The sequence below is a fragment of the Ruegeria sp. ANG-S4 genome (genome assembly GCF_000814005.1).
Classification (GTDB): Bacteria; Pseudomonadota; Alphaproteobacteria; order Rhodobacterales; family Rhodobacteraceae; genus Ruegeria.
Genome location: NZ_JWLK01000004.1, coordinates 1 through 19,345 on the forward strand (window position 1 = coordinate 1; position 19,345 = coordinate 19,345).

At 56.5% G+C, this 19,345-nt stretch carries 24 protein-coding genes; 21 read left to right on the forward strand and 3 right to left on the reverse strand.

What is annotated here, in order from left to right; translation table 11 throughout:
• The 10 genes from RA28_RS10680 to RA28_RS10725 form a co-directional block, all read left to right on the forward strand.
• A partial coding sequence (locus tag RA28_RS10680) for a hypothetical protein (RefSeq protein WP_039528166.1) occupies positions 1-181 on the forward strand: 181 nt, incomplete at its 5' end.
• 78 nt (positions 182-259) lie between these two features.
• Positions 260-1,078, forward strand: coding sequence for an ABC transporter ATP-binding protein (locus RA28_RS10685; protein WP_039528169.1), 819 nt, complete (start codon positions 260-262; stop codon positions 1,076-1,078).
• A gap of 29 nt (positions 1,079-1,107) precedes the next feature.
• Positions 1,108-2,094: a branched-chain amino acid ABC transporter permease gene (locus RA28_RS10690; protein WP_039528171.1), complete on the forward strand. Its 987-nt coding sequence runs from the start codon at positions 1,108-1,110 to the stop codon at positions 2,092-2,094.
• Positions 2,095-2,096: 2 nt separating this feature from the next.
• On the forward strand, positions 2,097-2,354 hold the full coding sequence (locus RA28_RS10695) for a hypothetical protein (RefSeq protein ID WP_039528174.1): 258 nt from the start codon (positions 2,097-2,099) through the stop codon (positions 2,352-2,354).
• A gap of 3 nt (positions 2,355-2,357) precedes the next feature.
• Positions 2,358-3,434 (forward strand): branched-chain amino acid ABC transporter permease, encoded by a 1,077-nt coding sequence (locus RA28_RS10700; protein WP_039528177.1) that lies wholly within the window; start codon positions 2,358-2,360, stop codon positions 3,432-3,434.
• Between the two features lie 76 nt (positions 3,435-3,510).
• On the forward strand, positions 3,511-4,791 hold the full coding sequence (locus RA28_RS10705; protein WP_039528181.1) for an ABC transporter substrate-binding protein: 1,281 nt from the start codon (positions 3,511-3,513) through the stop codon (positions 4,789-4,791).
• A 73-nt stretch (positions 4,792-4,864) separates the two neighbouring features.
• The gene (locus RA28_RS10710) at positions 4,865-5,698 is read left to right on the forward strand and encodes an ABC transporter ATP-binding protein (protein WP_039528184.1); all 834 of its coding nucleotides are present in this window, start codon (positions 4,865-4,867) and stop codon (positions 5,696-5,698) included.
• 19 nt (positions 5,699-5,717) lie between these two features.
• On the forward strand, positions 5,718-6,938 hold the full coding sequence (locus tag RA28_RS10715; RefSeq protein WP_039529324.1) for a phenylacetate--CoA ligase family protein: 1,221 nt from the start codon (positions 5,718-5,720) through the stop codon (positions 6,936-6,938).
• 108 nt (positions 6,939-7,046) lie between these two features.
• Positions 7,047-8,711: an ABC transporter permease gene (locus RA28_RS10720; RefSeq protein ID WP_039528186.1), complete on the forward strand. Its 1,665-nt coding sequence runs from the start codon at positions 7,047-7,049 to the stop codon at positions 8,709-8,711.
• Between the two features lie 73 nt (positions 8,712-8,784).
• Positions 8,785-9,135 (forward strand): DUF2794 domain-containing protein, encoded by a 351-nt coding sequence (locus RA28_RS10725; RefSeq protein ID WP_039528190.1) that lies wholly within the window; start codon positions 8,785-8,787, stop codon positions 9,133-9,135.
• On the opposite strand, the gene RA28_RS10730 is transcribed toward RA28_RS10725, so the two are convergent.
• From RA28_RS10730 to RA28_RS10740, 3 genes are all read right to left on the reverse strand, one after another.
• Positions 9,132-9,869: a C40 family peptidase gene (locus RA28_RS10730; RefSeq protein WP_039528194.1), complete on the reverse strand. Its 738-nt coding sequence runs from the start codon at positions 9,867-9,869 to the stop codon at positions 9,132-9,134. The genes RA28_RS10725 and RA28_RS10730 overlap by 4 nt on opposite strands.
• Complete coding sequence (locus RA28_RS10735; RefSeq protein WP_152612085.1) at positions 9,866-11,248, reverse strand: leucyl aminopeptidase family protein; 1,383 nt, start codon at positions 11,246-11,248, stop codon at positions 9,866-9,868. Before RA28_RS10735 ends, RA28_RS10730 begins: the two co-directional genes overlap by 4 nt.
• A gap of 64 nt (positions 11,249-11,312) precedes the next feature.
• Positions 11,313-11,702 (reverse strand): hypothetical protein, encoded by a 390-nt coding sequence (locus RA28_RS10740; RefSeq protein ID WP_039528197.1) that lies wholly within the window; start codon positions 11,700-11,702, stop codon positions 11,313-11,315.
• Between the two features lie 301 nt (positions 11,703-12,003).
• Here RA28_RS10740 and RA28_RS10745 point away from each other — a divergent pair, with 301 nt between their 5' ends.
• The 11 genes from RA28_RS10745 (at position 12,004) to RA28_RS10800 (ending at position 19,122) form a co-directional block, all read left to right on the forward strand.
• Positions 12,004-12,477 (forward strand): phosphoribosyl-AMP cyclohydrolase, encoded by a 474-nt coding sequence (locus RA28_RS10745; protein WP_039528198.1) that lies wholly within the window; start codon positions 12,004-12,006, stop codon positions 12,475-12,477.
• 140 nt (positions 12,478-12,617) lie between these two features.
• The gene (locus RA28_RS10750) at positions 12,618-13,154 is read left to right on the forward strand and encodes an SRPBCC family protein (protein ID WP_039528200.1); all 537 of its coding nucleotides are present in this window, start codon (positions 12,618-12,620) and stop codon (positions 13,152-13,154) included.
• Positions 13,155-13,560: 406 nt separating this feature from the next.
• Positions 13,561-13,761 carry a hypothetical protein gene (locus tag RA28_RS10755; RefSeq protein WP_152612070.1) on the forward strand — a complete coding sequence of 67 codons (201 nt, stop codon included), beginning with the start codon at positions 13,561-13,563 and terminating at the stop codon, positions 13,759-13,761.
• Between the two features lie 349 nt (positions 13,762-14,110).
• Positions 14,111-15,340 carry a tyrosine-type recombinase/integrase gene (locus RA28_RS10760; protein ID WP_039528205.1) on the forward strand — a complete coding sequence of 410 codons (1,230 nt, stop codon included), beginning with the start codon at positions 14,111-14,113 and terminating at the stop codon, positions 15,338-15,340.
• 465 nt (positions 15,341-15,805) lie between these two features.
• Positions 15,806-16,000 carry a hypothetical protein gene (locus RA28_RS10765; RefSeq protein ID WP_039528209.1) on the forward strand — a complete coding sequence of 65 codons (195 nt, stop codon included), beginning with the start codon at positions 15,806-15,808 and terminating at the stop codon, positions 15,998-16,000.
• Positions 16,001-16,116: 116 nt separating this feature from the next.
• Complete coding sequence (locus tag RA28_RS10770; RefSeq protein WP_039528211.1) at positions 16,117-16,491, forward strand: hypothetical protein; 375 nt, start codon at positions 16,117-16,119, stop codon at positions 16,489-16,491.
• Positions 16,492-16,591: 100 nt separating this feature from the next.
• Positions 16,592-16,798 carry a transcriptional coactivator p15/PC4 family protein gene (locus RA28_RS10775; RefSeq protein ID WP_039528214.1) on the forward strand — a complete coding sequence of 69 codons (207 nt, stop codon included), beginning with the start codon at positions 16,592-16,594 and terminating at the stop codon, positions 16,796-16,798.
• A complete protein-coding gene (locus RA28_RS10780; protein ID WP_039528217.1) occupies positions 16,799-17,323 on the forward strand; it encodes a hypothetical protein in 525 nt (174 codons plus the stop codon).
• A gap of 149 nt (positions 17,324-17,472) precedes the next feature.
• Positions 17,473-17,916 (forward strand): DUF5681 domain-containing protein, encoded by a 444-nt coding sequence (locus RA28_RS10785; protein WP_039528221.1) that lies wholly within the window; start codon positions 17,473-17,475, stop codon positions 17,914-17,916.
• Positions 17,913-18,233 (forward strand): hypothetical protein, encoded by a 321-nt coding sequence (locus RA28_RS10790; protein WP_039528223.1) that lies wholly within the window; start codon positions 17,913-17,915, stop codon positions 18,231-18,233. The genes RA28_RS10785 and RA28_RS10790 overlap by 4 nt, the downstream gene beginning before the upstream one ends.
• A gap of 424 nt (positions 18,234-18,657) precedes the next feature.
• Positions 18,658-19,122: a hypothetical protein gene (locus tag RA28_RS10800; protein WP_039528230.1), complete on the forward strand. Its 465-nt coding sequence runs from the start codon at positions 18,658-18,660 to the stop codon at positions 19,120-19,122.
• Positions 19,123-19,345 lie beyond the last annotated feature (223 nt).

Here is a 19,345-nt window from a genome sequence, read left to right on the forward strand (position 1 = left end):
CCGCTTTGTCGAAGAGAAGTTTCAGGACATCATCGACGCGCTTTATGGCGGGGCCAAGACCGTCTCGACCACAACCGAAGTGACGTATGAGGACGGTCGCAAAGGATCGATCAGCGCCACGTTGGAGATCGTCGATGCGCCGGTAGACACGGCAGCACAGCACAAGGTGGCGGCGGAATGAGCGGCAGGACGAACGCCGCTCGACCTGCGGTAATCGCCCCGCCCGCCCTCCCGAATCGCGCGGCTCAAGGAGAAGCTGATGCTGGATAGTTCCGAAGGATATGTCACCGAAGACGGCCGCAAGATCGGCGGTGTGGTTATGGAGATGAAGAACATCACCCTGCGGTTTGGCGGCGTGGTGGCGATCAAGGATATCTCGTTCGACATCCGCGAGGGTGAGATCCGGGCCATCATCGGGCCGAACGGGGCCGGCAAGTCCTCGATGCTGAACGTGATCTCGGGGTTTTATATCCCGCAGGAAGGCGAGGTCTGGTTTCATGGGGCAAAGCGACCGCAAATGCGGCCCTTCGAGGTGGCGCAACAGGGGATCGCCCGCACGTTCCAGAATATCGCACTGTTCGAAGGGATGAGCGTTCTGGACAACGTCATGACTGGACGGCTGAATTTCATGAAGACCAATATCTTCCAACAAGCACTTTGGAAGGGAAAAGCGGAAGCGGAGGAGGTCGAAAACCGCGAAGCGGTGGAAAAGATCATCGATTTCCTTGAAATCCAGCATATCCGCAAAACGCCTGTTTCGCGCTTGCCCTACGGTCTGAAGAAACGCGTCGAACTGGCCCGTGCGCTGGCGGCAGAACCCAAGCTGCTGCTGCTGGACGAGCCGATGGCCGGAATGAACGTCGAAGAAAAAGAGGACATGAGCCGTTTTGTCCTCGACGTGAATGATGAGTTCGGCACCACCATAGCCCTGATCGAACATGACATGGGCGTGGTCATGGACCTGAGCGACCGCGTGGTCGTGATGGATTACGGTCGCAAAATCGGCGACGGCACACCCGACGAGGTGCGCAACAATCAGGAAGTCATCGACGCTTATCTTGGGGTAAGCCATGACTAGGATCCGGGCAGGATTGGGGAGGGGCTTGCATGCCTGAACAACTCGTATTTGGGATGGAGGTCATCCTCAACGGTCTGATGGCCGGCGTGCTGTACGCTCTGGTCGCGCTGGGCTTTGTGCTGATTTACAAGGCGTCCGGGATTTTCAATTATGCCCAGGGGGTTATGGCCTTGTTCGCGGCCATGACCCTGGTGGGGATCATGAACGGTCAGGTTCCGTTTTCCCATCTGATCAACGCTATATTTGGCACCCACATCCACTACTTCGGCTGGAATGTCCCAGCGCTGTTTGCGATCTTGCTGACGATGGCTGTCATGGTGCTGCTGGCCTGGGCCGTGCAACGGTTTGTGATGCGGCATCTGGTCGGGCAAGAGCCGATCATCCTGTTCATGGCCACCATCGGGCTGGCCTATTTCCTTGAAGGCGTTGCCGACCTGATGTGGGGGTCCGAGATCAAGACGCTGGATGTGGGTCTGCCGCAGGGTATCAACCTGTGGATCGACGAGAGCACGTTCAACATCTTTGGCTACGGCTTCTTCATCGACAATCTGGACATCGTGGCGACGGTGATTGCCGCACTGCTGGTGGCCGCGCTGGTCGCATTCAGCCAATACACCAAACAGGGCCGCGCGATGCGCGCTGTGGCGGACGACCATCAGGCGGCGCTGTCCGTCGGGATTTCCCTGAACTTCATCTGGATCATGGTCTGGTCCGTGGCCGGGTTTGTGGCTTTGGTCGCAGGGATCATGTGGGGCACCAAGTCAGGCGTTCAGTTTTCGCTGTCGCTGATTGCGCTCAAGGCCTTGCCGGTGTTGATGCTGGGCGGATTTACCTCGATCCCCGGCGCGATTGTGGGCGGATTGATTATCGGCGTGGGCGAAAAACTGTTTGAGTTCACGCTTGGCCCTGCGCTGGGTGGCGCGACCGAGAACTGGTTCGCCTATGTACTGGCGCTGATCTTCCTCGTGTTCCGACCGCAAGGTCTGTTTGGCGAGAAGATCATCGAGAGGGTGTAGCGATGCAAAAGCTGATCGCCGTCGTCAATGTAGTCGCTTGGGCTGGTTTCTGGGCCTTCGGGTACATTGCGGTGACGTCGGATGATCTGAGTGAGGCCCAGCTTGTCGTGGCCGCCATCCTCGCTTTTGCCGGGCTGGTCACAGGCGTGCTGGCATACATGAAACTGGTGCGGGCCTCGGAGTTGAGCGGGTATGCCAAAGGGTCCAACCAGATTGACGCGGCGACCCGGAACCGGGCGCAGGAAGAATGGGGAAAGTAAGACATGTTCTATCGTGAAGCCGGAGACTTCAAAGTCTCATATGTCGATGACAGCCAGACTTTCCCGATCAAGTTCGACCGGTACAGGTACTATGTCGTGCTCGCCGTGGCATTCGGCATCATTCCTTTCATTATCAACGACTATTGGGCGAATGCGCTGCTGCTGCCGTTCCTGATCTATGCAATTGCAGCGATCGGGCTGAACATCCTGGTTGGCTATTGCGGGCAGGTGTCGCTTGGCACCGGGGGGTTCATGGCTGTGGGTGCGTATGCCTGCTACAAGCTGATGACAGCATTCCCCGATGTCAGCATGTTTATCCATGTGATCCTTGCCGGCGGCATAACCGCAATTGTTGGCGTGCTGTTCGGCCTTCCGAGTTTGCGGATCAAAGGGTTCTATCTGGCTGTTGCCACGCTGGCTGCTCAATTCTTTCTGGTCTGGTTGTTCAACCGGGTCCCGTGGTTCTACAACTATTCGGCTTCGGGCCAGATCAACGCGCCGGAACGGGATGTGTTTGGCATCATCATCACCGGGCCCAACGCGCCAGCCTGGGCAACCTATGTGTTCTGTCTGATTTTCCTGACCTTGTGTGCCGTCGTCGCGCGCAACCTGACGCGCGGCACCACCGGCCGGACATGGATGGCCATTCGTGACATGGACATTGCGGCCGAGATTATCGGGGTGAATCCACTCAAGGCGAAGTTGACGGCCTTTGCTGTCAGTTCCTTCTTCGTCGGCATCTCGGGTGCGCTCTTCTTTGCGGTTTATCTGGGTGCTGTCGAAGTCGGTGAGGTCTTTGGCATTCAGAAATCGTTCCTGGTTCTGTTCATGATCATAATTGGCGGATTAGGGTCTATTTTCGGCTCCTTTGCGGGTGCGGCTTTCCTCGTTTTGCTTCCCGTCGTCCTGAAGGTTGTCGGCGCAGATTGGATGGGGTGGCCAACCGACATCGTTGCCCATCTGCAATTGGTCATCGTCGGTGCGCTGATCATTCTGTTCCTGATCCTCGAGCCGCACGGCCTGGCCCAGTTGTGGCGCGTGGCCAAAGAGAAACTCAGACTTTGGCCGTTCCCGCACTGATGGGTCGGCCCAACCACAAAGACGGGCGGAACAAGCCCGAAACCAACATCGGATCAATCAAGGGAGGATACACCCGATGAAAACGAAACTGGCAACCATGGCGCTGGGCGCCGTTATGGCGGCAGGACCGGTCATGGCCGACCTCGTGTTCCCGTCGCTTAGCTACCGCACCGGCCCTTACGCGGCAGGTGGCATCCCGTTTGCGGATGGCTACGCTGACTATTTCACATTGTTGAACGAACGTGACGGCGGTATCGGGGGCGTTCCGGCCAAGGTGATCGAGTGCGAAACCGGGTACAACACCGAGAAAGGTGTCGAGTGCTACGAGTCGACCAAGGGTGAGGGCGCGTTGGTTTATCAGCCATTGTCGACCGGCATTACCTATCAGTTGATCCCTAAAACCACTGCTGACGGCATCCCGATGCATACGATGGGATATGGCAGGACATCGGCCAAGAACGGCGGCGTATTCAGCCACACATTCAACTATCCGGCCAACTATTGGGACGGTGCATCGGGCGCGATCAACTACCTGCTCGAAGAAAATGGTGGCGATCTGAACGGCAAAAAAGTTGCGCTGGTCTATCACAACTCTGCCTACGGCAAAGAGCCGATCCGCACGCTGGAAGAGCTTTCGAAGAAACACGGCTTTGAGCTGGTTGCTCTTCCGGTCGACCATCCGGGCCAGGAACAAAAGTCTCAATGGCTGCAAATCCGCCGCGACAAGCCCGATTATGTCCTGATGTGGGGCTGGGGCGTGATGAACCAGGTTGCCGTGCAAGAGGCAGCCAATATTCGTTTTCCGATGGAAAATTTCATCGGCATCTGGTGGTCTGGATCGGAAAATGACGTGTTGCCAGCGGGCGAAGCCGCCAATGGATACAAGGCTCTGACCTTCCACAATGTGGGATCCGATTTTCCGCTGTACGATGATCTGAACAAATACGTCATTGACGCTGGCAAGGCAGCAGGCGCAGGAGATCAGGTGGGTACGGTTCTTTACAACCGAGGTCTGTACGCCGCGATGTTGGCCGCTGAAGCCGCCAAAAAAGCGCAGGAAATATCGGGTAACGCTGAAATCACGCCTGCCGACATGCGCGATGGAATGGAGGCTTTGGAAATTACAGAAGCCAAGATGTCCGAACTCGGCCTGCCAAATTTTGGCCCGACCTTTTCGGTCAGCTGTGAAAACCACGGCGGTGACGCCCTGGTTGGTGTGACCCAGTGGGATGCGGCAACCAAGACCTGGAGCCTGATTTCCGAGTTCAAACCCACAGACGGGGACGTGATCGGGCCACTGATCACGGAAGACTCGAGTGCGTATGCAGCGGAAAACAATATCGATCCGCGGTGCTGATCGCACACATAGACACACGGAACGGCGGTTGACCGCCGTTCCGATCCCGACACTCTGATGAGGACTGGCCCAGATGCTGGATGCGGCACAAACCACGGACGTACAGGCAGAAACGCTGCTTGAGGTCAACAATATCGAGGTGATCTACAACCACGTGATCCTCGTGCTGAAGGGTGTCAGCCTAACGGTGCCCAAGGGTGGTATCACTGCGTTGCTGGGCGGCAATGGGGCGGGGAAAACGACGACGCTCAAGGCAGTTTCCAACCTGCTGCATTCAGAGCGTGGCGAAGTCACCAAAGGCACGATCACCTATCGCGGCCAGAGCGTGCATGAAAGCGACCCGGCGGATTTGGTGGAAAAAGGCGTGATCCAGGTGATGGAAGGCCGCCACTGTTTTGAACATCTGACGGTCGAAGAAAACCTGCTGACCGGCGCCTATACCCGAAAGGACGGAGCGGCGGCGATTCAGAATGACCTGGACCTTGTTTACACCTATTTTCCGCGCCTCAAGGAACGCCGCCGCAGTCAGGCGGGCTACACCTCGGGCGGGGAACAGCAGATGGTTGCGATGGGGCGGGCCCTGATGTCGCGACCCGAGACCATTTTGCTGGATGAACCCTCGATGGGCCTTGCGCCGCAATTGGTCGAAGAGATTTTCGGCATCGTGAAGGACCTGAATGAAAAAGAAGGCGTGTCCTTCCTGTTGGCCGAGCAGAATACCAATGTTGCCCTGCGCTTTGCCCATTATGGGTACATTCTGGAATCCGGTCGCGTTGTGATGGACGGCCCGGCCGCTGAATTGCGCGAAAACCCGGATGTGAAGGAATTCTATCTCGGGATGTCGGACGAAGGCCGCAAGAGTTTTCGCGACGTGCGGTCGTATCGGCGCCGCAAACGTTGGCTGTAAGCGGATGGAGGATCTGACGATGTCAAAATACTACGATACGCTCGAGATCCGGTCAGCGGACCAGCGGGCTGCTGATCAGTCGGATGCTCTGCGCGTCCAGTTGGAACAGGCGAAAACCGCACCGGGATTCGCGGCACATCTTGCGGATACCGATACAGGGGCCGTGGCGTCCATTGAAGATCTGGTGAAGTTGCCGGTTTTGCGCAAATCCGACCTGATCCGCGCGCAGGCCGAGCGTCCGCCGTTTGGCGGTTTCACTGTCAAGCCGGCGCGCAATTTTCACCATGTGTTTCAGTCGCCGGGGCCGATCTACGAACCCGGCAGTGCCGACGATGACTGGTGGCGGATGGGGCGATTTGTCCACGCTGCCGGGGTGGGCCCGGGCGACATTGTGCAGAATTGTTTTGGCTATCACCTGACGCCCGCCGGGATGATCTTTGAAAGTGGGGCACGCGCCGTCGGTGCAGCGGTACTGCCTGCGGGAACCGGACAAACCGAGCTGCAAGTGACGGCCGCACGCGACGTCGGATGCACCTCTTACGCGGGCACGCCCGATTATCTGAAGGTCATTCTGGACAAGGCCGACGAGATGGGCGTTTCGTTGGGGTTCTCCAAGGCGGTCGTGGGCGGCGGCGCTTTGTTTCCGTCCCTGCGTCAGGAATACGCGGACAGGGGCATTGCCTGTCTGCAGTGCTATGCCACTGCGGATCTGGGCAATATCGCATACGAAAGCCCGGCCATCGAAGGGATGATTATCGACGAACACGTGATCGTCGAGATTGTCACCCCCGGAACCGGAACGCCGGTTGCTTTGGGTGAGGTCGGCGAGGTCGTGGTGACATCCTTGAACCCAGATTACCCTCTAATCCGTTTCGCGACTGGCGACTTGTCTGCCGTGATGCCGGGCGAGTCCCCATGTGGGCGGACAAACATGCGGATCAAAGGCTGGATGGGCCGCGCGGATCAGACCACCAAGATCAAGGGCATGTTCGTGCGCCCCGAACAAGTGGCGGTTCTGGTGGACAAACACTCTGAGATCGTCAAGGCGCGGGTCATCGCCGCGCGTCAGGGCGAGATGGACACGATGACCGTGAAAATCGAAAGCCCGGGCGGGGATGAATCTGCTTACGCAAACTCGGTGATCGAGGTGTTGAAACTCAAAGGCGCGATCGAGGTGGTCGCCCCGGGCTCGCTGCCGAAAGACGGGCTGGTGATCGAGGATCAGCGCGTTTACGAGTGAATGTTGCCGTCGGATATCGCGAAATTGTCGACCGTCCTACTGGCCTTTCCGAGCGTTTTGGTCGATTAAAGGCTGAATTCCTCAGGGTTTGAGTCAAAAGCCGGATCAATGGCGGAAATCGAATACGCGGAACATGGAACACGCAATCGCGGCGTGCTGGGCACCCGGCTGGTCGGCGGTATCTCCTTTGCCGTCGCAGCCGCATGTTTGTTGCCCATGGTGGCAGTGGTCCTTGCGGCCCTGACTGGCGGGACGGACACAGTATCGCATCTGCTGGCAACGGTTCTGCCCGAGTACACGCTGACGACAATCGTTCTTGTGGTTCTGGTTTCAATCGGGACGTTTGCGATCGGGGTCGGGGCGGCGTGGCTTGTCACCATGACCCGTTTTCCGGGTGTAAAGCTGCTTGAGATTGCGCTGGTTCTGCCCTTGGCATTTCCGGCGTATGTTTTGGCTTATGCCTATACCTTTGTTCTGGATCATCCGGGGATCGTACAGTCGACCTTGCGGCAGGTGATGGGTTGGGGGCCGCGAGACTATTGGTTCCCCGAAATCCGCTCGACCGAGGGGGCGGCGGTGATGTTGATCCTGGTGTTGTACCCCTATGTCTATTTGTTGGCGCGTGCCGCGTTCCTTCAGCAAAGCGCGACTGCCTTTCTGGCTGCACGTGCGCTCGGTGACAGTCCTTGGGCGGCGTTTTGGCGGGTCTCTCTGCCGATGGCGCGCCCCGCAATCGCCGGCGGGGTGCTTTTGGCCGTTATGGAAACCATCGCCGATTTCGGAACGGTGGCCTATTTCGGTGTCCAGACCTTTGCCACCGGAATTTACACGAGCTGGTTTTCGATGGCGGACCGAGGTGCCGCTGCACAGCTCGCGCTGTGTTTGCTGTGTTTTGCGCTGCTTATGGCGGTGACCGAACGCACTCAGCGCGGCAAGGCAAAGTACTATCAGGTCGGAAAAAGGCATGAAGGCATGACAGCCGCCAGGCTCAAGGGCTGGCGGTCAGTGATGGCCTTTATACTGTGCGCGCTGCCTGTTGTTTTCGGGTTCTTGTTGCCTGTGATAATCCTTGTGGAAATGGGGCTGGAATCCGAACAGAACCTTCTGTCCCGGCGGTACATAGGTTTCATTCAAAATTCGCTGACGCTGGCGGGCATCGCTGCGGTGGTAACAGTTTGTGCTGCGATCAGCATCGGCTTCTACCAACGCTTGCGGCCCGGGCGTCGCTCGAACTTGGCGGCATATATCGCGCGATTGGGATATGCGGTTCCCGGCGGTGTGATCGCCGTTGGGCTGATTGTGCCTTTCGCGGCGTTTGACAATGCGCTGGATGCGTGGATGCGCCAGACTTTCCAGGTTTCGACCGGGTTGCTGGTCACCGGGTCGATCTGGTTGCTGGTTGCGGCTTACATGGTGCGGTTCCTGGCTGCCGCGCTCAGCGCCTATGAAGGCGGACAAAGCACGGTGCATTCCAACATGGACGCTGCGGCGCGATCCCTTGGCCAAACGCCACTGGGGACGTTGCGCCGCATTCACCTGCCGATCCTGACGCCATCGTTGCTGACCGCGCTTCTGATCGTTTTCGTGGATGTCATGAAGGAACTCCCGGCGACCCTGATCATGCGGCCTTTCAACTTTGACACCCTTGCGGTTCAGGCGTACCGGCTGGCTTCGGACGAACGACTTGAAGGTGCGGCAGTACCGTCTCTGGTCATTGTCGCCGTTGGTCTGTTGCCTGTCATTCTGATCTGCCGACAAGTTGGTCGTCGGTAACAAGGCAATCCAAAATCCAAGGCTGATGCGCAGCGGGCTTGATTCCTTTTCGATTTCCGGCAAGGCTTGAGGTATGAACATGCAGCCTCCCAGCCGGTTTACTGCAAGCCAGGCCCAGATGCCCGTCGCGTTCGACCGGCGCGAGATGTCCCAGATCCTGTCCGTATATGGCCGGATGGTCGCCGCCGGAGAATGGCGCGATTACGGAATTTCAAACCTGCGGGATACGGCGGTTTTCTCAATATTCAGGCGAACGGCGGAACACCCGATATATCGCGTGGAAAAGCATCCGCGCCTGCGGTTGCGGCAAGGCATGTACTCGGTCGTTGGTATGGATGGGCGCATCCTGAAACGCGGCCACGATTTACGGGCCGTCCTGCGGGTATTGGAGCGCAAGCTGATCCGGGCCGTTGACCCGGATTAGAGCCGCTTTCGGACCGTAACCGGCCCGTCACCCTGTTGCTTGATCCGGGCAATGGCTTGATCCATCGCTTCGAATGCAACGGCCATGTGATAGGCGTTTGCGTGCAGCAGCAGGTTATCGCCGGCGACCCACGCGACGTGGCCCTTCCAGAATATCAAATCTCCGCGTCTGGCAGGCTCGCCGGGCGTCAGTGGATTACCCAGGTCCCGTTCCTGATCATCGCTGTCACCGGGGCACGGGATTCCGCAGGCCAGTAGGCCGGCCTGAATCAAACCCGAACAATCCAACCCGAAACGACTGTTGCCGCCCCACAAATAGGGTGTGCCAAGGAATTGCTCGGAAACCGCGACGGGATCGTTCAAGCGCGTATATGCGGGCACAGTATGGACCCGTGGCACATACCCCAACTCTGTTTCAAGAAACCCTTCTTCCTCCGACAACGCCCGTATCTTGCTGCCCAGGCTAAGCGAAACGAGGTCGGGACTTTTCATATCGGGCTGGTCATAAGCATGGGTTGCCGGGGCCAAAACCCAGTGGGTTTGCGGTGACAAGCCGCCCAACTGGACCGAACTGACCCAGCCGCTATAGCCGTCCTTATCCGAGGTAATGCGGCTCCAACCGTTGGTTTCTTCGGCGACCGTCACAGTATCCCCATACAGCAGCTGGCGGTCGCGAGGGCCGTCTGGACGGCGCAGAATGTCAACGACCGGGCGGATGGCGCGTTTGTGAGTCATAACTCCAGAATCTCCGGCAGAGCGGCAAGCAGGGCACGGGGTCCCTGACCCAACCCGCCTTTGCTGCGTCCCGGTTCTTTGGTGCGCTGCCACGAATAGATGTCGAAATGCAGATATCGGCATTCACCAACAAACCGTCGAAGGAAAAGCGCGGCGGTAATCGAACCTGCAAAACCGCCAGAGGGGGCGTTGTCCAGATCGGCGATCCCGGGCTCGATCATTGCTTCGTACGGCGTGTGAAACGGCATTTGCCAGACCGGGTCTGCCGTCTGATTTCCGGCGCGATGCACGATCTGCGCCATCTGATCGTCGCTGGCAAAGAAAGGAGCCAGATCTGGCCCTACCGCAACACGTGCCGCGCCGGTCAAGGTCGCCATCGAAATCAGAAGGTCGGGTCGGGCTTCTTCTGCCAAGGCCAAAGCGTCGGCCAGAACCAGCCGTCCTTCAGCGTCCGTGTTGTTGATCTCAACCGTTAAACCATTGCGAGCGGTCAGTATGTCTCCCGGCCTGAAGGCATTTCCCGCGACTGCGTTCTCCACGGCCGGGATCAGTACGCGAAGCTGCACCGGCAGGTCCAGCGCCATGATCATGTGCGCCAGCCCCAGAACGTTGGCCGCACCTCCCATGTCTTTTTTCATTAGTCCCATGGCGGACGCGGGTTTCAGGTCAAGCCCGCCCGTATCGAAGCATACGCCCTTGCCCACCAAAGTCAGTTTTGGCCCTTTGCTGCCCCAATTGACCTCGATCAGTCGCGGTACCTGTGCAGCTGCGCGCCCGACGGCGTGGATCACTGGAAAGTTGTCTTTCAGCAAGGCGTCGCCCAGCGTTACATCGCAGGTTGCGCCAAATCTCTGGGCCAAGTCTTCTGCCGCCTTCTGCAACTGATCTGGCCCCATGTCAGCGGCTGGCGTGTTTACCAGATCTCGGGTCAGTGCCTCGGCAGCGGCCATTGCTTCGATCCGGGCGGCATCCAGACCTTCGGGAGCGACAAGGGCTGCTTGGCTGGGCGTTTGGGATGCGTAACGGTCGAATGAATACCCGCTCAACAGCCAACCCAAACACTCCATCTCTCGAACCGAGTCCGGCAGGCCCGAGACGATTTGATAGCTGCCCTGAGGCAATTTCTCGGCGGCTGAGGCCAGCGGAAACCTTTTGCGCACGCGGGTGCTTTCGGTGCCGTAGCCAGCGATTGCGGCGACAGGTGTTCCATCGGCACCCGGCAGCAGCAATGCCTGCCCCAATGCGCCGGTGAACTCATTGGAATTCACCCATGCGGCGACATGATCCGGTTGCTCGGCCAGCCATGCCTGCAGATCAGGTTTTGCAATGACGTGAAGCGCAACCGACCGCTCAGCGGGTGGCGCAAAGGATAAAGCCATGGTCATCTCAGCCTTGTTTGTTTTCGCCAAGATTATCCGCCTGCGCCCGACCCGCAACCCCCTGTCACACGATCAGATCCTGTTGGTCCCAGATCGCCGTCAGCGACCGCTCACCCACCCGTATCAGCCGGTCCAGCGTTGCTGCCGTGGCCACTGCATCCCCCGCGTCGATGGTCTGCGCAACGTCCCCGGCCACGCGAGACAGGGCCGTCATTCCAACCTGATCGGAAATTGCGACAAGAGATTTGGCACATTTCCGCAGATCGGCCCAGTTTTGCCGCCGCCAGAACCGTTCGCAGTTCGACAGGCGCACTGCCAGCTCCTCGACCGTTCGGCACAGCACGTTCATTGCATTCGTGCCACCCAATTGACGACACAACCCGTTCAGCCGGTCCGGATCCAGACGAACGGATTCCTTTTGTTCAAGCGTGATAATCTTGCTCACAGCATTCACCCCATTCTTCACGCCCCCACGACGCAGAACGACTATTACCCCGAACCCTTTTTGATTTCTTGCGCTAAGGTATTCATAATGTTTCGAATTTTGTGAGAATTCTGCGTAGGCGCTCCCGCGAAAGTGATGGAAGGAGGCGAGCTTCGGCCTTGTCCACGCACATTTTGCCCCCCTGCCTGCGCTCAATTGAACGCCCATGCGTTTGTTTTCATGTTGTCGCGCGTGACCAACACCATTGCGTGAGGGCCCACCAGCCGCCTATTACGATAAATAAACGCGCAGGGCACGAAAGGACTGGATCATGCCAATTACCAACGACGAGTTGATCGCCGCCCGGAATGCCTGGGGCGAAGGGCTGATTGCGATTGCACAGGCATTCGAAGATGGCGGCATCGACGCGGCGCGACCTGTTGCCGAAGGTGTTTTGGACGCAGCTTACGGTTATAATTTGGGACCGGTCCTGTTCAAACCAACATTGGCCTCGGGGGATCAGACCTTCAGACCTACGCGCACGGGTGCGCTGTCATATTTCGTCGGCCATGACACCGCTTATCCGCTCGATAGCGGTTTCGGGATCAAAGGGTGGCGCGCAATGGAAAGCGAGACGTCCGCATCCTTTGTGGAAGGCGATGTCGCAATGTGGATGGGTAAGGTCATTCTGACAGACCGGCACGGCGATGTAACGCAAGTCGATAAGAGCTTTGGCTACAAAAAAGACGCCGATGGCGTGTTGCGTATCGTCCTGCATCACTCGTCCTTGCCTTACGAGCCATAAGCTGGGCGGCAAAGAAATCGACATCAAAATCAGACAGTGTCTGGCGTAAATTGCGGTACCGATGGCGTGGAACAGGTCTCTGATTCCGCGCCGTTTTTTGTTATAATAGTGGGAATGTCACAGGATTGGGAATGAGATCCATGAGGCTTATCAAACGCGTTATTCTGGTTTTGCTGGCAATTGTTCTGATCTTGGTGGGCGTATCCTACCTGTTGCCCGGCAAAACCGAAGTATCGCGCAGCATCACGATCGATGCGCCCGCGTCAGAGATTTTTCCTTATGTGAATTCCATGCAGGAAACCGAGAAATGGTCGCCCTGGCTGTCGCGTGATCCCGAAACGAAACTCTCGTATTCCGGCCCGGACGCAGGTGTGGGCAACACCTTGAATTGGAGCTCGGACCATCCGCAAGTGGGTACAGGATCGCAAGAAATTGTCGAGAGTGTTGATGATCAGCTTGTAAAAACAGCGCTTGACTTTGGACCGATGGGCACGGCTTCGGCCTCGTTCGTGTTGCAGCCTGACGGGTCGCAAACGCAGGTCACCTGGGGGTTTCTGTCCGAGCTGGGATTAAACCCCATGTCGCGATGGATGGGTCTTATGATGGATCGCTGGGTCGGCGGGGATTACGAACGCGGATTAGAGAACCTCAAGTCCTTGGTTGAGGGGCAGGGATGACCTCATCCAAACGGGAAACTGAGCCGCGTATTGTTGTGCGAGTTCATTGAAACACCAAACCAAATTCCATTGATCGCCACGGAGCGATTGAAAAAAGGCTTTTCAGAAAGTGGATATTAAGTGACTGAAATTCAAACAGAGATACGAGACTGAACCTTCGCGGAGGCAGAGCGAATGTCCCTTCCGTCGACGTCAGAACTCCGAAACGATAAGCGGTGCATCGCTGGCATTCCGGAAGGACGCGCAGGTTTTTGCTGCGGGACCGCATTTCTCAAAAACAGCCTTGGGCAGGTTGATGACCGAAAGTACGTTCAAATCGCCACCACAGCGCCATCGTCGAGCCAGAATTTTGCGGAAAAATTCCATGATAACTGAGCAGAAATCAACGCGAAGGCGCGCAGGATCAATGCTATCTGACTATATCGTTGTCGGGCCGAAGCTGGACAGGTGCTTTCGCGGCACCGATCCAAAAGTGGTTTTGATGCTTACCGGGGTCTATTTTTCGGCGATGCTTTTGGTGGTGCTTTTGTTGAAGGCCATGCATCACGCGCTGGGCATGCCCAGCTTGCCGTATCTTTGGGAGTTGCTGATGTCACTGTGCGCGTGACGCCCTTGGAATTGATTTCGCAAGTCGATTTAAGTGGTGCTTTTGTTCAAGGCTGTCAGTATGAGTGACGCCGTTGGGCTGAGTATCGGCGGGCAAATCTCGGGATACAGAACGAGATTACCGAAAATCCTTATAGTTTCAGTAATTTGGTAGAAAATTTGGTGCCTCAAGAGGGCACTGAACAATTGCCCAAGGCTACCTAACTTCGACGGTTCCCCTCTCAATACTGCTATGTAATTAATGTACTTTTAGGTCTCTATGCCCAAAGGTGCCCATATATGCCCATTGCAACCGACGAAAAAACAGGGGATAAAACAGGGGATGTAAACTCCTATCCCCTGAGGACCGCATGGCAGGAGCCCTATACAAGCTGACAGCGGCAAAGGTTCGCAGCGTCGGACCCGGCAAGCACAGTGATGGTGGCGGCCTGTATTTCTACCGGCTGGCTTCAGGCGACCAGTGGGTGTTTCGGTTCACTATCTCGGGCAAGCGTAGGGAAATGGGCTTGGGCGGCTACCCCGGCGTGTCGCTGGCGCAGGCGCGGGAAATGGCAGACGCCTATCGTTCCATTGTAAAGAGCGGTGGCAACCCCATCGAGGTGCGCAGCGGTGAACGGGCGCAGGCCGCAGCGGATCTGATTGCCAACGACCCAAACGCCAGAGAGGCGCGGTTGTTGAAGAACATCGCCCCCGAGGCATTCAAGGCCCGCCAAGCCCAGCTTAAAGACGATGGGCGGGCTGGCCGATGGTACAGCCCAATCAAAACGCACATCCTGCCCTCTCTGGGCGAGAAGCCGGTCGAGGAAATCACTGGGACCGTTATAGCCGATGCATTGCGCCCGATTTGGCACACCAAGACGGATGTAGCTAGGAAAGCCCTAACCCGGCTTAAAGCCTGCCTGAGCTATGCCAGCGCCAAGAGGTTCGAGATTGACCGCCACGCCATAGACGACGCCCGCGAACTGCTGGGCAAACAGATACACAAGGCACAGAACATCCCCTCAATGAACTGGCGGGATGTTCCGGCGTTCTATCAGTCCCTTGAAGGGGGCGGCACGGTCCAGCTTGCGCTGCAACTGTTAATCCTGACCGGGCTGCGGTCTAGGCCGATCCGATTTGCAAGGCTGGATCAGATTAACGGAAACACATGGACCGTACCAGCAGAGCTAGTGAAGGGGCCGCGCGGCAAGACAGATGATTTCCGTGCGCCCCTGTCGGCAGAGGCGATGCGCATTGTCCAGGCGGCAAAGGAAACCGCCAGAGACGGTTATCTGTTCCCGGGCGTCCGCAAGGGCGTCATCAGCGATGCCAGCATGTCACGGCATATGGAGCGGCTGGAACTGGATGCACGACCCCACGGGTTTCGGGCCAGTTTCAGAACATGGGCAGATGAGGCCACGAAAACCGATTATGAAATCAAGGAAACGGCAATCGGCCACAAAGTCGGCTCTGCCGTATCGCGGGCTTACCAGCGGTCAGATTACTTCGATGAGCGGTTGTTGCTGGCCGAGCGCTGGGCAGAACATGTGACGGGAATCAGGCCGAAGGTGATCCACCTGAGGGAGAGCGGGAATGGCTGAGACCTGCGACCGCGCCAGAGGCCTGCCCGCACCTATAGCGCAGAAATATCCTGATATTTATCATCATCTTGCGCATGGGGACAAATGGGCAACATTCCCTTGTGCCACACAACAAGGGCCGTTATCATGAATAGGCCGGTATGCTTTCCAGTGGGGAGCGATGGGCATAAAGAGCAGAGGGGCCGCCGCCGTGGTCCAATACTTAGGCGACCCTCTGCTGAAATCCGAAACCAACAAGCAGAAGGCTCGGAATAGAATGCTAACGATTGGAGAGAAAGCGAAAGCCAGATTTGGCTTGCTAGAAAATTTCTCCCTTCGTCATCGACCACGTTATATGGCTATATGCGATATGGCAACATGTCGTGGTATTCGCAACAGTTATATTTTCGCAAATAGTGAACAGACAGACCGTCGCGACTGCCAAAAATTCTGTTCTGAGCTTCTGCGTGTCATAAGGAAGATGACATGGCAGACAGTGCCGACAAGCCTAAAAACCTAATCCGTCTGACGGATGCAATACGGCGTTATTCGCTGTGTCGTTCCACATTCGACAATGCCGCAAATGCTGGTCACATCACCAAGCATAAGGTTGGCAACGCCGCGTTTGTGGACACGCATCAGATTGACAACTGGATCATGGGTGAAAGCCGCAGCGCTTAAACGAAATCCGCGCCAATGGGGACACATTGGACACGGGCTATTCGTTGTATCGCTAACGCTAAAGACGCCCAAAGTGTACGATGTTCGTCGCCTACGCGCAAGCGAGGTAAGCACACATGGCTACTGAAAAGAGCAGTGAAGCAAAGACCAAACGAGCCCCACGCAACACGCGCTGGGTGTTGAAATGGCTGGACCTACCGCACCAGATTGAAACGGCGGCATACAGGATCACAGACCAGAGCGGCGAAAGTCGAACTATTCACGTCAGGAAAAACAAACGCTGCATCCTGGACGGGCTGAATGAGCGCCCGATGTACTGCGCCAGCCCATGCCGGTTGTCGCAGTACGTTACGGAGTTTCGTGAGGAACAAGGCCTCAGCATCGAGACTGAATGGTACAGTAACGACATCTCAACGGGGCGTAAGCGTTGCGGAGTATATTTTCTGCGCGATGCCGTTGCCCGGATCGACGGTCAGGAGGCGCCCCAATGAGTGCCTTCAACATTCAATTCCAGATCCTTCGCCGCAAGCATGGCCTTACTGAAGCCGCTGCTCGCATTGTCGCAACGTTGTATTTCGGGGAGGGCCGCTGATGGCCCTCATCACCCAGATCCCCAAGAACAGCCGTGAGGAATTCCGTGTCAGCCGGGATGACTTTCAGGGTTACGACATCATCAATATCCGCGTGTTCTTCGTCTCAAAAGACGGAGAGATGTTGCCCGGAAAGCAAGGCGTCGCGTTCAAGGCGGAATTGCTGCCGGAGTTCATAGACGCGCTCAGTAAGGCGGAGGCTGCTTAGATGGGGCGCGACAAGAAAAACGAGCGCCGTGGTGAACACTGGACCAAGATGGTGCGAAACATGATGGAGGAGCCCGCCTGGCGGGCCCTCTCGTCCACTGCTCAGGCTCTGTACCCTTGGCTCAGGCTGGAATGGCACGGCGTAGACAATAACAACAATGGCAAGATTTGCTTGAGCGTCAGACAAGCCGCTGAACGTCTGGGCGTGTCTTACAACACCGCCGCCAAAGGGTTCCGGGAGCTTCAGGCAAAAGGCTTCATTGCCGTTACCCGCCCGCCAAAACTTGGCACCAGTGGCGTCGCATCATCTCCGCTGTTCGAGCTAACCGAGATTTCGTTGCCGACGGCGCACGGGGAGTCCGGCCGCAGATTGTACAAGCAGTGGTCTGAAGGTGCAGATTTCCCTGTGGTAAAAGCCCCGGTTCACAACCCGACAGGCAAGGGCGGAAAAACAAAACCCTGTCTTAAAAACTGCGACGAGACCGTCGTAGATTTTGCGACGAGAATGACGGAGGCGACGCAATAAATGCGACGGGCCGTATCAATATTTGCGACGAAAACACCCGATTTCGGCAAGTCCCCCGTCGCAATATTTAAGTCATCCTTAATCTACCAGGGGGTCTGGGGGAAACGGACACCTACCGCACCAACAATCCAACAAGCGAGGCATGAGCAATGACGGATGAATCCGAACGAAAAAACGTAGTCAATACGTACACGGATGAGAGCGGCAAGTTCGCACAAGGTAACCCCGGGAAACCACGCGGAACCCGGCATAGGGTCACGCGGGCGGTTGAGGAACTGCTAGAGGGTCAATCTGAGGCAATCACTCAAAAGGCCGTTGAGTTGGCGCTTGAGGGCGACAGCACTGCTCTACGTCTGTGCCTGGAACGGATAGCGCCCACCAGAAAGGACGCGCCGGTAAACTTTGAGCTTCCACCTATCCAGAACGCACAGGACGCGTCTGAAGCTGCTCAGGCGGTCCTACAGGCCGTATCACAAGGCGAAGTAACCCCGCTTGAAGGTGCAACCGTCATGGGGTTGGTTGAGCAGTTTCGGCGGGTGCTGGAGATGACCGAACTTGAACACCGGATCACGGCATTGGAGGCAAAGAAATGAGCGTGAAGAACAGAGTCAAAAAGCTGGAAATACGTTCATCGGATAGATTCAAGGTTATTTGCCCGACGGTTTCCTTCCTGGACGAAAACGGAACTGTGCTTGAGCGCTCCAATGAATTTGTACGGCGTGAGCAATTGGACGAGTTGGCTCGGTCCGCGCTTTTCTCGGTATCGGGCATGGAAACACGCAACGTTGTGCGAGAAGAAGGCGAGAGCCTCTCTGGCTTCAAATCGCGTATTACTGATGCCACACGGGAGATGTACGCCGCATCCGACAAGAAGGGCATCTGGGTTTATTGGGGCGCAAAGCGGCTCTAAGGGGGTAAGGGAAATGAGCGTACGTAAAAGACTGGAAAGGCTTGAGAAAGTATCTCCGAAAGGCCCAATCTTGGTTTTGCCTGATGTTGAGTTTTACTCCCGAGATGGACGGCTGGTGCATAGCGTCTGAGGTCTTTGTCGTACACCTGATGATTTCTCAGGAAGGCTGGAACCTGTCATTTTCTGTGCTACAGCCAAAATCGACGGCTTGGAAGACATCAAAGTCGAGCGGTTTGATGATGAAGAGTTTAGAGACCTCAGTAATCGCCTAAACAAGGAATGCGAAAACGCACTCAGAAGCGAAAACAAAGCCGGTTCTTGCCTACTGCTGGTTGGCAATTCGCATGTCATTGAACGCAGGATGGCTTGCGATGCATGTTCGGCTTTGTCAGCATCCTGATGAAGGTATATTTTGGAGAAATTTATGTTGAAAGAACTTCAATTGGCTGAGATTGGATCGCTTAGGGGCGAAGTGAATTCTGTAATCGACAGAATGAATGGCAACGAAAACTTCTCTGCAGGAACAGTGTCTGCAATCTTTGCCTTCATTTTGTCGACAGAAACAACCTTGATTAGTCTGGTACTTGCCCTTTTGTCTTTGGTCATCGTGTTCATTGGAATTCGCAGGTATTCTGAGCTTCGCGCTCACGCGCGCAAGTTGGACGAATACCTGAAGGCGACAGAGCTTGACCTGTCGGACAGTGGAGGATGGACAGTCCATTACTACCGCTCGATTGAAGGTAGTTCCTCTGGCGGGTACTCTGAAACCAGATACGTTTTTTGGATCGCGATGGGTGTAATCTGTGCTCTGGGAACTGTTTACGTGGGATACTCAGTAATTTCTGAATCGGAGGTCATAGCTTCTAAAGATCCGGCTACCGATGACTAAACTACTGAATTGAGTTTCCCAAAGCGTGACGCACATGGTCTTCAACGCGGCAAAAACGGATTGGTACGACGCGCCGAACTCGTACCCCCTAATGAAATCGCTAAACCCCATTATGACGCGCCGCGTCACCTTAACCCGACGGGTTCAGTAGCCGGTTAACCTGGATGTGCTCGAAAATAACTCACGTTGCCAGTTGATGAGGGGGCAAAGCGACAACGCGCGC

Coding starts and splice junctions, on each gene's coding strand:
- RA28_RS10685 (WP_039528169.1), top strand. CDS start 260: ATGCTGGATAGTTCCGAAGGATATGTCACCGAAGACGGCCGCAAGATC.
- RA28_RS10690 (WP_039528171.1), top strand. CDS start 1,108: ATGCCTGAACAACTCGTATTTGGGATGGAGGTCATCCTCAACGGTCTG.
- RA28_RS10695 (WP_039528174.1), top strand. CDS start 2,097: ATGCAAAAGCTGATCGCCGTCGTCAATGTAGTCGCTTGGGCTGGTTTC.
- RA28_RS10700 (WP_039528177.1), top strand. CDS start 2,358: ATGTTCTATCGTGAAGCCGGAGACTTCAAAGTCTCATATGTCGATGAC.
- RA28_RS10705 (WP_039528181.1), top strand. CDS start 3,511: ATGAAAACGAAACTGGCAACCATGGCGCTGGGCGCCGTTATGGCGGCA.
- RA28_RS10710 (WP_039528184.1), top strand. CDS start 4,865: ATGCTGGATGCGGCACAAACCACGGACGTACAGGCAGAAACGCTGCTT.
- RA28_RS10715 (WP_039529324.1), top strand. CDS start 5,718: ATGTCAAAATACTACGATACGCTCGAGATCCGGTCAGCGGACCAGCGG.
- RA28_RS10720 (WP_039528186.1), top strand. CDS start 7,047: ATGGCGGAAATCGAATACGCGGAACATGGAACACGCAATCGCGGCGTG.
- RA28_RS10725 (WP_039528190.1), top strand. CDS start 8,785: ATGAACATGCAGCCTCCCAGCCGGTTTACTGCAAGCCAGGCCCAGATG.
- RA28_RS10730 (WP_039528194.1), bottom strand. CDS start 9,869: ATGACTCACAAACGCGCCATCCGCCCGGTCGTTGACATTCTGCGCCGT.
- RA28_RS10735 (WP_152612085.1), bottom strand. CDS start 11,248: ATGGCTTTATCCTTTGCGCCACCCGCTGAGCGGTCGGTTGCGCTTCAC.
- RA28_RS10745 (WP_039528198.1), top strand. CDS start 12,004: ATGCCAATTACCAACGACGAGTTGATCGCCGCCCGGAATGCCTGGGGC.
- RA28_RS10750 (WP_039528200.1), top strand. CDS start 12,618: ATGAGGCTTATCAAACGCGTTATTCTGGTTTTGCTGGCAATTGTTCTG.
- RA28_RS10755 (WP_152612070.1), top strand. CDS start 13,561: ATGCTATCTGACTATATCGTTGTCGGGCCGAAGCTGGACAGGTGCTTT.
- RA28_RS10760 (WP_039528205.1), top strand. CDS start 14,111: ATGGCAGGAGCCCTATACAAGCTGACAGCGGCAAAGGTTCGCAGCGTC.
- RA28_RS10765 (WP_039528209.1), top strand. CDS start 15,806: ATGGCAGACAGTGCCGACAAGCCTAAAAACCTAATCCGTCTGACGGAT.
- RA28_RS10770 (WP_039528211.1), top strand. CDS start 16,117: ATGGCTACTGAAAAGAGCAGTGAAGCAAAGACCAAACGAGCCCCACGC.
- RA28_RS10775 (WP_039528214.1), top strand. CDS start 16,592: ATGGCCCTCATCACCCAGATCCCCAAGAACAGCCGTGAGGAATTCCGT.
- RA28_RS10780 (WP_039528217.1), top strand. CDS start 16,799: ATGGGGCGCGACAAGAAAAACGAGCGCCGTGGTGAACACTGGACCAAG.
- RA28_RS10785 (WP_039528221.1), top strand. CDS start 17,473: ATGACGGATGAATCCGAACGAAAAAACGTAGTCAATACGTACACGGAT.
- RA28_RS10790 (WP_039528223.1), top strand. CDS start 17,913: ATGAGCGTGAAGAACAGAGTCAAAAAGCTGGAAATACGTTCATCGGAT.
- RA28_RS10800 (WP_039528230.1), top strand. CDS start 18,658: ATGTTGAAAGAACTTCAATTGGCTGAGATTGGATCGCTTAGGGGCGAA.